Genomic DNA, 15,004 nt, shown 5'->3' with positions numbered 1-15,004 from the left:
CGGGACCGCCCCCGGGCCTGTCCGGCGTTGTCTGCTGCCCCGTTCACCGTGGCCAACCCGTGATGCCGATGCGAGGACAGCCTCCTGGACGGCGCTCAGGCTCCGCAACTGCCCTGTCCTCGAGCCTGGGACGGGTGCCACGGAGCTGGAGCGACGTTACGCGATCACAGTGGTCAGCCTTGAGGATCCTGCGGTTTGACCTCGACCTCGCGCAGGCTCTGCTCTTTGAGCTCGGTGCGTGCCTCGGTGCGGTGTCCCCGGGCGATGTAGTCACGCACGACTGCTTCGACGGCGTCCTGGGGCGAGCCGATCCCGGCCAGGACCATCACTTCCACCACCAGTTCGGCATCGAGACTGATGTTGATCTTGGCCATGAGAGGCCTCCCTTCGCCGGCCCGGGACTTTAACAGCCGCACAGCACCAGGGCGCCAGCCCCGGCGACCACGCAGAAGGACAACTCCGGTGGGAATCCCGACCATAGCCCGACCACAGCAGGTCAGCGGCCGGTCGGCTCGCCGACGAACAGTTCGACGTCACCAGGGGAGAGATCAGGGCGGGGGACGGTACAGGCGCGCGGGGTGCCGCCAGCGGCCGGAGGCATCGCTGCGGCGCTGCTTTCCGTGCGGCGCAACCGTGCGAGGCGCGGCTCGTTGGCCAGGAGTGCTCCCCCTTCCTTTCCGTACCGTCGCCGGCCCGCACGGACTACCGCTGCTGGGAAACCTGCCCGCCTTCGGGCGTGACCCCTTGGCGTTCCTGGAACATCTGCGCACTGACTACGGGGACGCGGTGACCTGGTCGCTCGGCCCGATGCGGATCCTCTTCCTCGCGCACCCCGAGCACATCGCGGAACTGCTCGGAGCCGACGAGCGAGACTACGAGACTCTGGACGCCGGCTGGGCGTTCAAACGACTGATCGGCAACAGCGTCATGCGCAGCCAAGGAGCCGAATGGCGTCGCAAGCGATCCATGGTCCAGCCCACGGTCCGGCCCCGCCAGGTACACCGATACGCGACCACGATGGTCGACTGCGCGGCGGAGCTCGGCGACCACTGGCGAGACGGGAGCCGCGTCGATGTACTGCGCCAGATGTCGCTGCTCTCCCAGCGGATCGTGCTCCGAACGCTGTTCGGCAACGACCTTGGACAACACGCCCACGCGCTGGGTGAGGCGATGTCGCAGGCAGGACGGGAGATCGGCGCCGAACTACGGGGGATCGGGCTCTTCCTGCCGCCGTGGGTGCGCACCCCCGCCCGGCGGCGCCTGCTCGCCGCCGTCGCGACCATCGACGACGAGATCGACCGGCTCATCCACGCCTGTCAGGCAGCAGGGGAGGGACACGGCCACGGTGAGGACCTGCTGAGCAGACTGCTCGCAGCCCGGGACGAGAAGGGCCGGCCACTGACCACCACGCAGGTACGCGACGAAGCCGTCACCCTCTGGATCGGCGGCCACGAGACCACATCCACGGCGCTGACCTGGACCTGGTACCTCCTGTCGGCGTCCGCGGACGCCCGCCACCGTCTCCACGAAGAGCTAGACCGCGTACTCGGCGGCCGCCCGCCGACCATCGACGACTACGAACAGCTGACCTGGACTCAGCAGATCATCAAAGAATCCCTGCGGCTGTACCCACCCGGATGGATGATCCCGCCCAGACTCGCGCAGAACGGCGCCACCCTGCACGGAAGCTCGATCCCGGCCGGGACGACGCTCTGGTGCAGCCAATGGGTCACCCACAGAGACCCCCGCTGGTTCCCGAACCCGCTTGCCTTCCGCCCCCAACGCTGGGACGCCGGCCCCGAACAGTCCACGCCTCCCTGCGCCTGGTTCCCGTTCGGAGGCGGTCAGCGCGCCTGCCTCGGCGCACGGTTCGCGCTGGTAGAGACAGCACTCGTCCTGGCCACACTTGCCCAGCGCTTCCACTTGGACATCGAAGGCGACCCGACGCCCACAGCCGGACTGCAGCTCCAGCCGGCCACACCGCTGCACGCCACCCTGCGCACCCGATAACCCGCCCCGCGTCCCAAGGCCGAGTCACCAAACGCATACACGCACCGGCGCTGTCGCGACACCGCCGAACACCTCACGTTGCGGTGGGCGTTGTGGCAAGTGGCGCGCTGGCGACCTGCACATTCGATGCGCGACGCAGCCCGCCCGTGAATCGTTTTTGCGGTGAATGTGTCCGCCCGTGAGAGTGAGAGACAGCCGGTTGGGCGTCCGTTGAGGGTGGGGTGGCCTGTAGAACGCGGGGGTGTTCAAGAACTTTCTGCGGGGCTTCGGCGCGCTGACACTTGCAGTGGTCCCGCTCATCGCTTCCAGTCCCGTACAAGCCGCCCAGGCTCCTGGCAGAGCGCGGGCCGCGCAGGTGACGACGCTCCCTGACGCGATCGGCCGGGTGCGCCTGGCTGATGAGGACCGCTCCGGTTATACCCGCTCGCCCTTCCGGCACTGGAACGCCGGCGATATCGCCACGGACGGCTGCAACACCCGCAACGAGGTCCTCGTGGCCGAGGCCGTCATGGCTCCGGCGGTGGGCCCCGGTTGCCGGCTGACCGGCGGTGTCTGGTTCTCCTACTACGACGGCCAGGAGGTCACCGATCCAGGTGCCGTGGACATCGACCACATGGTGCCCCCCCCGCCGAGGCCTGGGATTCGGGCGCCTCCGCCTGGACGGCCGCCCGGCGTGAGGCCTACGCCAACGATCAGGGCGCGCCGGCGGCGCTGGTCGCGGTGACAGCCCGTACGAACCGTCAGAAGTCCGACCAGGACCCGGCGGAGTGGATGCCGCCGGCCCCGGATGCGCAGTGCCGGTACGTGGGGGAGTGGGTGGCCACCAAGCTGCGCTGGCAACTGGCGGACGCTGCTGAGAGCGAGGCGCTGAAGGTCTTCGCCGACGGTCCTTGTACGGACAGCGTCGTGTCGTACACCCCCGCCCCGTAACCGCCTTCCCCGCTCCGCATTGCCGGCCCCTCAGCGTCCCGGCTCTCCGGAGCAGTGTTTGTCCTGTCCATCCGTTTCGCTGAAAGGTGTGTGTCATGGGCCGAGGGTTGATCGTCGTGGACGTGCAGAACGACTTCTGCGAGGGAGGCAGTGTCCCGGTCACGGGCGGGGCGCGGATCGCGAGCGCTGTCGCCGATCTGGTGGAACGCAGCGCCGGGTCTGACTATCAGTACGTCGTGGCCACCCGGGACCACCACATCGATCCGGGGAGCCATTTCTCCCAGAACCCCGACTTCAAGGACAGCTTCCCCGTCCACTGCGTGGTCGGGGGCGAGGGCGGCGAGTTCCACCCGAACTTCGCTCCCACGGCCGCGGGCGGCAAGGTGGACGCCGTCTTCTTCAAGGGAGCCCACAGCGCCTCCAAGAGCGGTTTCGAGGGCGCCGACGAACACGGCACCTCGCTGGCAGACTGGCTGCGCTCGCGGGAGGTGGAAGAAGTCGACGTGGTGGGCATCGCCACCGACCACTGCGTGCGCGCGACCGCGCTGGATGCCGTCAAGGCCGGGTTCCGTGCCCGCGTGCTCATGGACCACTCGGTCGGCGTCGCACCGGAGACCACAGCATCGACTCTGGAGGACTTCCGCCGGGCAGGCGTGGTCGTCTCCGGTGAGGCGCCGGTCTCGCAGTAACAGCCGGGGCGCCTGTCCCCCAAGGGGACGGGCAGGACACGAGAACGAGCTCCCGGGATTCCTTGAAGGGTCGCGGGAGCCCCTCTGATGAGCTGATGTACCGGACTCATCCGGCCGCTCTCCGACGTACGGTGCACGCCCTCATTCGGGTCGGCGACACAGGCGGTGCCGTCGGCGGCCGCACCATCCGACTAGGCCGATGAGCCGGTCACGCTCTCCCACATCGCGATGCCGGCTGATGCGCCGTTGAAAGGGACGACATGACTACGAGGAAGCAATTGATGCGTCTTCGTCATACTTTGGCCGCTGCGGCGGGTGTCACCGTGCTGCTCCTGAGCGTCCCCGGCTCCGCCTACGCGGCCGAGGGCGACTTCAGTTACACCCATAGCGACAGCAGCGGCGCCGAGGAGCAGGCCACTCTCCACGACCCCGCGAGCAGGAGATGCATCACCCTTCCCGAGGCTGCCCAGGAGTACAACCAGCCACCCGCTCACTCACCGAGGAATCGCACAGACACCTTCGCGATCGTCTTCACGAACGCCGACTGCTCGGGCGACGAGTACACATTGCGTCCGCACACCGGCATCGCGGGCGAGCGCCTGAAGTTCCGGTCAGTCATTTTCCACTGACCTGCGCCACTCCTCGCCTCTACCCGGCCTGACGCGGAGCCGCCGCGTGCCAGAGAAAGAGACGTCGCCTGCCGTGCCTCTCGACATGGCAGGTGTTGCTGCGACCGGGCGACCCGTTCTGGTGCCGTAGGCGGTTCAGCGAAAGCAGTGCGCACGGGGCCACAACTGTGCCTCATCCGGGTCGTTGCTCACCTTGTCGACGCGCACCAGGCGCGTCCGGTGGATCAGGGGGAGTAGAGCAGTGGTGGCGGTGGATTCCTCGGTGGGACGGCCGGTTCGGCGGAGCGTGCTGGTGACGGGTGCCACTGGCGGCATCGGTGTGGCGACGGTATTGCGATTGGCCGGTGCTGGCTTTGATGTAATCGGCACAGCGCGTAGCCAGGAGAAGGCGGACCACCTCATCGCTTCCGCCGGCGCGCGCGGGCGGTCGCTGCGCACGGTGGTGCTGGATGTCGCTGAGCCGTCTTCCTGCGAGGAGGCGATGGGAGAGGTCGCCCGGATGACGGGTGGCGGCGTGTGGGCGGTGGTGAACAACGCCGGGGTGCCGCAGGCGGGCTCGCTCGAAAACGTGAGTGATGAGCAGGCGCGGCATCTGCTGGAGGTGAACCTTCTGGGGGCGATGCGGATCTGTCGCCTCGCTCTCCCGCAGATGCGTCGACGTGGTCAGGGCCGCATCGTGAACGTGTCGTCGGGACTGGGGCGGGTGCCCTGGCCGCTGGGCGGCTGGTACAGCGCGAGCAAGCACGCCTTGAGCGCGCTCACCCACTGCCTGCGCGTGGAGATGGCGCATGCCGGTGTCCGCGTGTCTTTGGTGGAGCCTGGAGCATTCGCCACCGCGATGCTGGACCGGGCGGTAGACGATCTCGCCCAGGTTGATCGCGCCGACGCGGCGGGATACGACCGGTCGCGGGCCCTCTTCGGGGCTGTCAACGCACGTGTCCCCACTCCGGAGCCGGTCGCCCGGACCATCGAGAAGGCGCTGGCCTCCCCCCGGCCCAGGGCCCGCTACACGGTCGGCTTCGACGCCCGTCTCCTGGTGCCGCTTCACGCCGTGTCACCGCTGTGGCTGTCGGACCGGGTGAAACACGCGGTCAGCGGCCTGCCCCACAAAGCTCCGGCGCGTGCCGGCGTGGTGAAGGAGTCGGCATGAGTCTCTACAGCCGCATCACCCAGGTCGCGGTCCACCTGCCTGACGGCCGCCAAGGCGCGCGAGCTATCGAGGACCGGCTGCGCGAGCACAGTCCGGGTGTACGGGTCCCGGCCGGCTTGCTGTCCAGGCTCTACGGGCTGCAAGAACGCGTCGTCGCCGCGGACGGCGACTTGCCCTCCGGCCTCGCCTCCCATGCCGTCGACCGTGTCCTGGCCCAGGCGGCCCTCGAACCTGGTGAAGTCGACCTGCTGCTGTTCGCCGCCGTCAGCGCCGATGTCCAGGAACCCGCCAACGCCCACATCGTCGCCGCCCAGACCGGGCTGTCCTGTCCCGTCTTCGACGTCTCCAACGCCTGCAACAGCGTCCTGAACGCCCTGGAAGTCGCTGACGCTTTCATCCGCGCCGGCCGTTACCGGCGGATCCTGATCGCGTGCGGGGAAACCCTCAGCCGCCTCAGCCGGTGGAACCTGACACCCACCACTCTGCGGACCGGGCTGGCTTCCCTGACCGGCGGGGACATGGGCGCCGCCCTGCTCGTCGAAGCCTCCCCCCGGCCGGGCATCATCGCTCATACGTTCATGGCGAACTCCGCGGGATGGCCGGCTGCCACCCTCTTCAACCCCCACCACGCCCCCGGCGGCCCGCCGGGACTGCACATCGACTCCGAAAGGCTCCTCGCCTCCTTCCTCGGCATCGACACCCGCGCCGCACAGTGGCTGAAGGAACAGCACACCGACCCGAACGAACTCGGCCTGGTCTGTCTCCACCAGCCGTCCGTCCCCTTCGTCCGCACCTTCTGCGAACGCCTCAGCATCCGGCCCGACACGGTCGTGCCCACCTTCCACCGCACCGGCAACATGGGCGCAGCCACCCTCCCCCTCCAACTCGCCCACGCCGCCGACCAAGGCCGGCTACGCCCGGGCACACAGGTGGTCCTGTTCGGCATGGCCAGCGGCGCCAGCGGCGGCGTGATGTTGATCAGCTGGTAGGCACAGGGGCGCGCATACTCGCACTCGTGACACCACGGCCAGCCAGAGCGGTTCTATTCAGCCTTCCGGAACTGCGTGCTCCATCCGACGGATGCCATGGCCGCGCCGTCGCCGCATTCTCACTGACGGCCGGGCTGTCGGTGCCCACCCGTACCCTGTCGCCCAAGCACGTGCGACAGGAGGGCAACGTGGCCCGCAGCGGGATCAATAGACGCGAGCTGGACAAGCTGGAGGCAGGACGAGGTGGACACCAGCGTTGCGCTGGCCACCGAGCTGAGGCGCCCAGTCTTTTTCCTTGTTCTGGAGGAACCAGGAAACTGCCTCCGGCGTGAGTTCGGCTGGATGAGCGGGACAGTGACAGGAGTCGACCAGTCGCACCTAGCTGGTGAAGGCGGGCAGGGGCCTCTGGCACTGCTGGTCACGCCCGGTCAGTGGGGCGACGCCCCACATATGATCCCGGTCCTGGACCGAATCCGCGTTCCCCGCCCGACAGGAGGGCACCCGCGCACCCGGCCGGACCGTCTGAGTGGCGACAAAGCGTACAGCTCCCGCCGCAACCGCCGTTACCTGCGGCGTCGGCAGATCAAACACACCATGCCGGAGCGCCGCGACCAGCGGACCCACCGCCAGAACCGCGGCAGCCGAGGAGGTCGACCCACCAGCTTCGACCATTCACGCTACGCCCGCAGGAAGGAAGCCGAGCGGACAATCAATCAGCTCAAGGGCTTCCGGGCCGTCGCAACCCGCTTTGACAAGCGGGCCTACGTCTTTCACGGCACGGTGACTGTAGCCGCGGTCCGACTTTGGCTTCGCTCGTGACCCGCGGGACGGTCTTTAGCGCGATGTCGGCAGGCCGAGGTCGGTGGCGTTCATGAAGTCGAGCATCTTCCGGTTGGTCAGCTCCGCGTGGTCGATCTGCGGGCCGTGGCCGGTCCGGGAGATGATCTCGGCCTGTGCGCCGGGGATCAGCCGGGGCACGCGTTCGACCTGCCGGTCGGGGTGCACCAGGAGACGACCCGGGCCGCCTGCCCGGCGAGTCGATGGCACTGCAGATTCCCGAGGGGGCAGGGGACACGGCATGAGCGAGGAGCATCACGTGGAGGGCGTCTACCAGGGCAGAGGCGTACCCCATCGCGGCATCGCCAGACTCTCCCCGCCGCCGCCCTGGCGGACCTTCGACGGAGGTCCGCTCGTGCCAGCCCCGCACACACCGAGGGACGGCTCCGAGGAAGTGCAGCGTGCGCGGTCCTACGAGGCCGAACCCGCCGTCGTCGAGATGGTCAACGCCGCGCTGTTGTTGCGCCGCCCGCTGTTGGTGACGGGCCGTCCGGGCAGCGGCAAGTCGTCGCTCGCTCACAGCATTGCCCACGAACTGCAGCTCGGCCCGGTGCTGCGCTGGCCGATCGTCCGCGCATCGACTCTGAAGAACGCGCTCTACGAATACGACGCCCTGGCCCGAATGCAGGAGGCGAACCTGCGGCGGGTCGGGGACACGCCCCTGGACGTTGGTTCGTACATCCGGCTGGGGCCGCTCGGCACCGCCCTGCTGCCCACGCCTCACCCGCGTGTGGTGCTCATCGACGACTTCGACCAGAGCGATTTCGACCTGCCCAACGAACTCCTCCCCATCCTCGAGGAGGGTGAATTCGAGATTCCCGAGCTGGTACGGATCTCCGCGTCCGAGCCGTGGGTCCAGGTCATGACGGCCGACGGCGAGAGGGTTTCCGTGCAGGGCGGACGGGTGCGGTGTCACGCCTTCCCGGTGATCGTGTTCACCAGCAGCGGTGAGCGGGAGTTCCCGCCGCGCTTCCTGCGCCGCTGCTTGCATCTCGGCCTTCGTCCGCCCAACCGGCAGCAGATCGAGTCCATCGTCGCCGCTCATCTGGGCTCCGAGACGTTGGCGCGCAGCCAACCCGCCATCGAGGAGTTCCTGAACCGCCAGGCACAGGGCGACGTCTCGACGGACCAGCTGCTCAACGCCGTGTTTCTCGCCACTTCATGGGGTTCCTCGGACAGCGCCCGACTCGCCGCTCGTCTGATGACGCCGCGGGAGGCGGAGTTCCACGAATGATCGAACGGCTGCGCGGCGCACTCGGCGACCTCGGCCAGGACCCGACGGCTGAGGAGCTCGCCGATGCTCTGTGGCTGGCCGCCAGACAGCCCGTCACGACGCCTCCCGACGGGCTCGGCACGGGCCGACCCGCCGCCCAGCCCGGTTCCGCTCCTGAGCCCGGCCTCGTCGCCCCGTTCAGGTCGGCCGACGTCGTTAAGGCGTTCCAGCCACTGCGCGGTGCCGGTCCCCGCCCGCGGCGGTCGCGCGACGAGGAGATGCTGCACGACTTCGTCTCTTCGGGGGTGGTGCTGCCGCGGCCGAAGCCCGCGCACAGGATCGACCTGACGCTGGTGGTCGACGCTGGCCCGTCGATGGAGCTGTGGCAGGCGACCATCAGGCGCTTCCGCGAGCTGATGGCCCGGGTCGACATCTTCGACCATGTCCGGACCTGGCTGCTGGAGGATCAGGGACCTCGTTCCTCCGCTGCCGTCATGGTACGCGCCGAGGGCGGTGCGGCCGGTCGGCGGGCCGACGAGATCGTGTCCGCGTCCCGGCGCCAGATCGTCTTCGTGGTCAGCGACTGCGTGGGCAGCCTCTGGCAGCGCGGGACGATGGACCGACTGCTGCGGCGATGGAGTCGTAAACAGCCCGTCGCCGTCCTCCAGATGCTGCCGCAGCGCATGTGGCGGCAGAGCGCGCTGGCACCCGTGCCCGTGCAGTGGCAGTGCGGATCGCCGCCCGGTGCGGCCAACACCCTGCTGACCTGTCGCCTACGGGGCGGTGGCGGACGCCCGGACGGCGCGGTGATCCCCGTACTGGAACTGAGCCCTCGCTGGCTGAACTCGTGGGCGACGGTCGTCTCCGGCACCGGTGCGGGATGGGTCAACGGGCTCGGTCACATCGTCGGTCCCGACAGGAGTCTGCGCGAGCCGGCACGGCACTTTCCCGACCGAGCCGTCGAACCCGCCGACCGGATCCGGCGTTTCCTGGCCACCGCCTCCCCGGAAGCCGCCGAACTGGCCCCCTACCTGGCCGTGGTGCCGCTCACGATCCCGATCATGGGGCTGGTCCAGCGGGTGATGGCGCCGCACACACTCCCCAGTCACCTGGCCGAGGTGTTCCTCGGGGGACTGCTGTGCCGGGTGGGCGACGACGGGGACGAGAGGTACGACTTCCATGACGGGGTGCGGGCGTTGTTGCTCACCCGCCTGACACGGGCCGAGGCCGTGCGGACGCTGGCAGTCGTCTCCGACTGGGTCGAGACACGGTACGCCCCGGGCGTCAGTGCCGTGACCCGTGAGGTCAGGCAGCGTGTGCACGTTCCCGCCGCCACGCCGCGGGCACTGGCCGCCGCGCCGGAGGAACCCACCTCACCGGAGGTGACCCGCCCAGCGGACGCATCCGGTTCCCGGGCCGGGCCCGACCTCGTCGAAGCACCTCCGCTGGCCCCGGAGTCCGTGACGGGGCGCCCTCCTGTCACGTCCCCGAAGCCGCAGATCTGGGGCGCCGTCCCCAGCCTCAATCGACGTTTCACCGGCCGCGAGGAACTCCTCGCCCAGCTGCGTGCCAAGCTGGCCGCCGGCGGGGCGGCCCGGCTGACCTGCTCGCTCCATGGCATGGGCGGTGTCGGCAAGACCCAGCTGGCGGTGGAGTATGCACACCGCCACGCCAGCGAGTACGACTTGGTGTGGTGGATCGCGGCCCAGCAGCTCAGCGCGATCCGTGTCTCCCTGATCGAGCTCTCCGTCCAACTCGGACTTCCCGGCCCGCTTGAGACCGGTGAGCCCTGGACCCGGGCTCTCGCGGCACTGCACAGGGGTGAGCCGTACGCGCGCTGGCTGGTGATCTTCGACAACGCCGACAGACCCGAGGACATCCAGGACTACCTGCCCCAGGGGCCCGGACACCTGATCGTCACCTCACGCAACCCCGCCTGGTCGCTCGGGGAGGACGCTGTCGACGTCGGTGTGATGAGCCCCGAGGAGAGCGTCCGCCTGCTGCACCGTCATCTGCCGCCCGCCCGCCGGCTCTCGGACGCCGACGCCGGACGCCTCGCTCAGGCCGCCGGCGGCCTGCCCCTCGCCCTGGTGCAGGCGGCCGAGTTCCGGGCCAGTACGGGTATGCCCGTGGACAAGCACCTGCTCCGCTTCGAGGACGTGCATGTCCAGCCGGCGCTGCGGACCGAAGCTCCGTCACCGGGAGTGCCCGTGCCGGTCTACAGGACATGGAAGATGGCGATAGACCGTCTCCGCACGGAACACCCCGACGCCGTCCAACTGCTGGAGCTGTGCTGCTTCTTCGCGCCGGAGCCCGTTCCCCTCTCCATGCTGTCGACGCCGGAGTCGGCCGGTCTGCCGAAGTGGTTGGCCGCGACGCTCTGCGAGGAGGCCACCTTCTACCTCGCTCTGCAGGAGCTCAGTCGCTTCGCACTCGCCCAACTCGACAGCGAGCAGGACACAGTACAGGTGCACCGGCTGGTGCAGGCCGTCGTGCGCAGCAAGTTGTCGGCCTCGGACCTGCGACACATGCACCTCGAGCACGCGGTGCACAGCCTGCTCCTACGCCATGCGCCCCCAGATCCCTGGGAGCGGGGGAACTGGGGGCGGTTCAAGGAGATCCAGCCACATCTGCTGCCCTCCGGGGCGCTCGACTGCCATGAGGCGGAGGTACGGCGGCTGGTCATCCCGCAGGCGCAGTACCTGGATGCGAGTGGGGACCGAGCGGGCGCCCGCGAGCTCCGCAGGATCGCGCTGCTGAAGTGGAGAGCGGTGCACGGCTGCGAGGACCCCGATGTGCGGGCCCTCGAGCAGGCGCAGCGGAACGGGGGGACGGCGTGACGCACGAGACGCGGGGGGAGAACCGCTCCGAGCGGATCGGGCGGTTCGCGCGGCAACTGGACAGGATCTACGAGAGCATCGGGCGCCCGGAATTGGACGTACTGGCGTCGATCGCCGACGAGCAGGGGAGCGTACCCCTCGCTCCGCGCGCCGTGGAGGAGAAACTGCGAGGGGAGTCCGCACCCTCCTGGGAGTTCGTCGCGACCTTCGTCAGCGTTTGCGAGAAGTACGCCACCGACAGTGGACTGAGCCTGCCGCAGCACCAGTTCTCGCTGCAACGGTGGCGCGATCAGTACCAGGACATGCTCCAAGGGCTGTCGACCGAGCGGTCCGTTCCCGACGGCACGCCGGATGAGCCGGGACCACCACGCCGCCTCTCCACCCTGCCCCCGCCCCCGCCGGGCTTCGGCGGCCGAAGGAAGGAGCTGGATCAACTCGGCTCCCTGCTCGCCGACCGTGCCTCCTCTCCGTGGCTCATCGTGATCCACGGCGAGGCCGGGATGGGCAAGACGGCGCTGGCGACCGTGTGGGCGCACGAGATCGCCCCGCTGTTCCCGGACGGACAGCACTTCCTCCCCGGCACAGCGGCGAACGCCGACGAGGAGGCGGCCGACGACCGGCTCGGCCAACTCCTGCGGGACATCGGCCCCCTGACGGAGGGACTGCCCGACGCGACTGACGGGCGGCTGGATCTGCTGCGCGCGCATATGGAGAGGCGGCGTCTCCTCATCGTCCTCGACGACCCGGACGAGGCCACGGTCCGGGCACTGCAACCCTTGAACGGAGGGTCGCGATCCCTCTTGGTCGTCACCTCCCGCACCGATCCCGGCGGCGCGACCTCGCATGGCGAATCCGCCGTCTTCCGGCTGGGGCCGCTATCGCAGAGCGAGGCTTGGGCGCTGCTGACCGCGCAGGTGCTCCCGGGAAGACTCGATGCCGACGCGTCCGCGCTGGGCGGCGTGCCCCCCGAGACGGCCGGCAACCCACTGATGCTGCGGCTGCTGGCCGGCGTGCTCGAGAGAGACCACCGGACCGGCCTGGAAGAGCTGATCGACACCTTCTTCCGCCGCGGGGGCCCTGGCCTCAGCGAGATCCTCCGGCGCATCTACGACCGCCTCGGGGAGCCGGCGGCCATGCTGCTGCGCAGGCTGTCTCTGGTGGACGAATACGAGGAGATCCCACGACGGCTCGTCGGATTCCTCGCGGGGGACGTGCCCCCCGATGCGCTCTCGGCGGCCCTGGACGAACTGACGTCGGCCGGCCTGGTCATGACGTCGCCGGACGGGGAGGTCATCCGGCTGACGCACGCGGCCGTGCGCCAGTTCGCCCTTGGACAGGTCAGGGCGCAGGACTCCGACGAGGAGGCGATCGCCGTACGCGATCGCGCGCGCCGTTTTTTCCTGCTCTCCCGCGGCTACCGGCCCCAGCCCGAGCGCTCGATCGCCCGGGACGCCTACACACTGGACGACCGGCTCTCGTACTTCCACTATGCCGCGGCCATAGCCGAGTTCATCCGTCACCGGCAGACACTGCCGCCGCTCACCATCGGACTGAAGGCGCCGTGGGGAGCCGGGAAGACCTCGTTGATGCGCATGATCCAGAACATCCTGGACCCCCGGGACGACACGCAGCCCTGCCGTATCAGACTGAACCGGGATTCGGGCCGGGGAAGGGTCACCAACAGGGAGATCCTGCGTGAGGCTGGCGCACTCACCGCCGACGAACCGGCCCCGGCACGGCTTCGAGCCACCCTCGACGAAGGCGCTCCGTTGCAGGAGGGGGAGTGGCGGCCCACGGTCTGGTTCAACCCCTGGATGTACCAGAACGGCGAACAGATCTGGGCAGGACTGGCGCACGAGATCATCACCCAGGTGACCGAGCGGCTGCCGGTCGCGGACCGCGAGCGGTTCTGGCTCAAGCTCAACCTCGCCCGAGTGGACCGCAGCGTCATCCGGCGGCGCTGGTACCGGCTGCTCGCCGAGCGACTGCTGCCCTTCCTCCTCTTCTGGCTGCTGGCCGTCGTCGTGGCCGTGGCCTTTCTGGTCGTCGCGGAACTGGTGGGTCCCGCGCGGGAGATCCTCCGCTATGTGTCGGCCGCGGTGTTCGGCGGAGGCACACTGGCCCCGCTCGCCCTGGGCGCCCTCCGGGGGTTCGCCTTCCTCGGCAAGACGGCCACGGGACCCCTGTCCATCCTGGTGAACAGATCGGATGTCCTCGGCGGAGGCCAGCGCCTGCTCGGTGCCGAGCTGAAGAAGGGCTTCGACCAGCTTGTACCCGATCCGGGCTACGCGGGCCGCCTCGGCTTTCTGCACCTGGTGCAGACCGATATGAAACGGGTCCTGGACCTCATCGCCACCCCGCATCGTCCACTGGTCGTCTTCGTGGACGACCTCGACCGTTGCTCGCCGAGCGCGGTCACTCAGGTAATCGAGGCGATCAATCTCTTCCTCGCCGGGGAGTTCCCGCACTGCGTCTTCGTCCTCGGCATGGAGCCGGGGACGGTGGCGGCCCATGTCGAGGTCGCCTATCAAGACCTGGTGAAGGCACAGCGGGACGGGCGGCTGGCAGGCGACTGGTCCACGTTGGGCTGGCGTTTCCTGGAGAAGATCGTCCAACTGCCGCTGAGTGTTCCACCGCCGCGGGGAAACGACGAGTTGGCGGGCTATCTCCGCTCCCTCGTCATGACCGGTGTGGCATCGTCTCCTCGGGTTCCCGACACCCCCAACGGGCCGGCCACACCCGAGGGCCAGGGCGGGGACCGGGGCAGAGGAGGGCGGGAAGGCCCGATGGTCGGCGCTGTGACCCCCTCGGCCCCGGGCACCCGAGCCGGCGGTAGAACTCTCGCAGGATCGGATCAGGACCTGACCAGACCCGACCCGGCCGAGGTCGACGCCATCGAGCAGTCCCTGCGCGCGCGCCGACCGACCCCCGACTCTCTCCGAGCGATGGCGCTCGTGGCACAGTTCGAGGTGCTCGGGCTGCCGGAGCCGCTTCACCCCGCTGCCCTGGCCGCCGCTGATCGAGTGATCTCCGATCTGTACAGCGATGCCGACGCCCATGCCGTGCTCGAAGATCTGCTGCCGGTCCTCGACTCCCGCAATCCACGCGAGATCAAGCGTTTCGTCAATCTCTTCCGCTTCTACAGCTTCATCGCCGAACGCCAGCGACTGCTTGGTGCGCCGATGCCCGAGCAGCGGCAGATAGCGAAACTTGCGGCATTTGCCATCCGCTGGCCACATGTCATCAGCATGCTCGGTGCGTCCGACACCGACGGGGCGCTCGGCAGTCTGGAGCAGGCGGCGCGGCACGACGATCCCGATCGCTGGACCGCCGAACTGCGCCGTAGGTTCCCTGTGTTCGTCGCCGCGTCGGATGGCGCGACGGGGGACACCTCGGCGCCTGGATGGGGCGACGATCTCCGTGCCTTCCTGCGCGACGACGTCCAGATCGGAGCGGTGGCCTCGCGGTTCCTCTAGCCACTGGAACGTGTCGGCTCGAGGCGTGCTCATTTGCCGTGGGGGATCCATTCCTGCAGGCTGAGGTGGTTCGGCACCGGTGGAGGTCGAGGCGCCGTGGCCGATACGGCCACGGGAGCCGGCGGCCTCGACGTCGTCCTACGACCGCGGCCCAAGACCCCGTCGACTCGCCTTCCACCGGCCGCACGCGCAGCGGCAGAGTCCTGCCAGGCCCGTACAGGTCATGATCGTCCACGATCCC

10 protein-coding genes and 2 pseudogenes are annotated in these 15,004 nt (G+C 69.2%); 10 read left to right on the top strand and 2 right to left on the bottom strand.

The window, feature by feature from the left end; genetic code table 11:
- Positions 1-173: 173 nt before the first annotated feature.
- Positions 174-374: a type II toxin-antitoxin system VapB family antitoxin gene (locus OG788_RS02260; protein WP_406368793.1), complete on the bottom strand. Its 201-nt coding sequence runs from the start codon at positions 372-374 to the stop codon at positions 174-176.
- 286 nt (positions 375-660) lie between these two features.
- Here OG788_RS02260 and OG788_RS02255 point away from each other — a divergent pair, with 286 nt between their 5' ends.
- From OG788_RS02255 to OG788_RS02225, 7 genes and pseudogenes are all read left to right on the top strand, one after another.
- Complete coding sequence (locus OG788_RS02255; protein ID WP_406368792.1) at positions 661-2,010, top strand: cytochrome P450; 1,350 nt, start codon at positions 661-663, stop codon at positions 2,008-2,010.
- 241 nt (positions 2,011-2,251) lie between these two features.
- Positions 2,252-2,940: pseudogene (locus OG788_RS02250) on the top strand (HNH endonuclease family protein).
- A 95-nt stretch (positions 2,941-3,035) separates the two neighbouring features.
- Positions 3,036-3,629, top strand: coding sequence for an isochorismatase family protein (locus OG788_RS02245; RefSeq protein ID WP_406368791.1), 594 nt, complete (start codon positions 3,036-3,038; stop codon positions 3,627-3,629).
- A 281-nt stretch (positions 3,630-3,910) separates the two neighbouring features.
- Positions 3,911-4,258 carry a hypothetical protein gene (locus OG788_RS02240; RefSeq protein ID WP_406368790.1) on the top strand — a complete coding sequence of 116 codons (348 nt, stop codon included), beginning with the start codon at positions 3,911-3,913 and terminating at the stop codon, positions 4,256-4,258.
- 244 nt (positions 4,259-4,502) lie between these two features.
- Positions 4,503-5,408, top strand: coding sequence for an SDR family oxidoreductase (locus OG788_RS02235; RefSeq protein ID WP_406368789.1), 906 nt, complete (start codon positions 4,503-4,505; stop codon positions 5,406-5,408).
- A complete protein-coding gene (locus OG788_RS02230) occupies positions 5,405-6,397 on the top strand; it encodes a 3-oxoacyl-ACP synthase III family protein (protein WP_406368788.1) in 993 nt (330 codons plus the stop codon). The genes OG788_RS02235 and OG788_RS02230 overlap by 4 nt, the downstream gene beginning before the upstream one ends.
- A 375-nt stretch (positions 6,398-6,772) precedes the next feature.
- A pseudogene (locus OG788_RS02225) lies at positions 6,773-7,216 on the top strand (transposase); the annotation flags it as partial.
- Between the two features lie 15 nt (positions 7,217-7,231).
- Here the strand turns inward: OG788_RS02225 and OG788_RS02220 are convergent.
- Positions 7,232-7,444: an alpha/beta fold hydrolase gene (locus OG788_RS02220; RefSeq protein ID WP_406368787.1), complete on the bottom strand. Its 213-nt coding sequence runs from the start codon at positions 7,442-7,444 to the stop codon at positions 7,232-7,234.
- A 31-nt stretch (positions 7,445-7,475) separates the two neighbouring features.
- Between OG788_RS02220 and OG788_RS02215 the strand changes: the two genes are divergently transcribed.
- The 3 genes from OG788_RS02215 to OG788_RS02205 are packed head-to-tail and all read left to right on the top strand — an operon-like array spanning position 7,476 to position 14,763.
- Positions 7,476-8,468, top strand: coding sequence for an AAA family ATPase (locus OG788_RS02215; protein ID WP_406368786.1), 993 nt, complete (start codon positions 7,476-7,478; stop codon positions 8,466-8,468).
- Positions 8,465-11,287 carry an FxSxx-COOH system tetratricopeptide repeat protein gene (fxsT, locus tag OG788_RS02210; protein WP_406368785.1) on the top strand — a complete coding sequence of 941 codons (2,823 nt, stop codon included), beginning with the start codon at positions 8,465-8,467 and terminating at the stop codon, positions 11,285-11,287. Before OG788_RS02215 ends, fxsT begins: the two co-directional genes overlap by 4 nt.
- Positions 11,284-14,763 carry a P-loop NTPase fold protein gene (locus tag OG788_RS02205; protein ID WP_406368784.1) on the top strand — a complete coding sequence of 1,160 codons (3,480 nt, stop codon included), beginning with the start codon at positions 11,284-11,286 and terminating at the stop codon, positions 14,761-14,763. The genes fxsT and OG788_RS02205 overlap by 4 nt, the downstream gene beginning before the upstream one ends.
- Positions 14,764-15,004: the final 241 nt, after the last annotated feature.

The sequence above is a fragment of the Streptomyces sp. NBC_00647 genome, from assembly GCF_045207245.1.
Lineage (GTDB): Bacteria > Actinomycetota > Actinomycetes > Streptomycetales > Streptomycetaceae > Streptomyces.
Note: the sequence above shows the minus strand (reverse complement) of the source record. Positions and strands in the feature narration are given on the sequence as shown.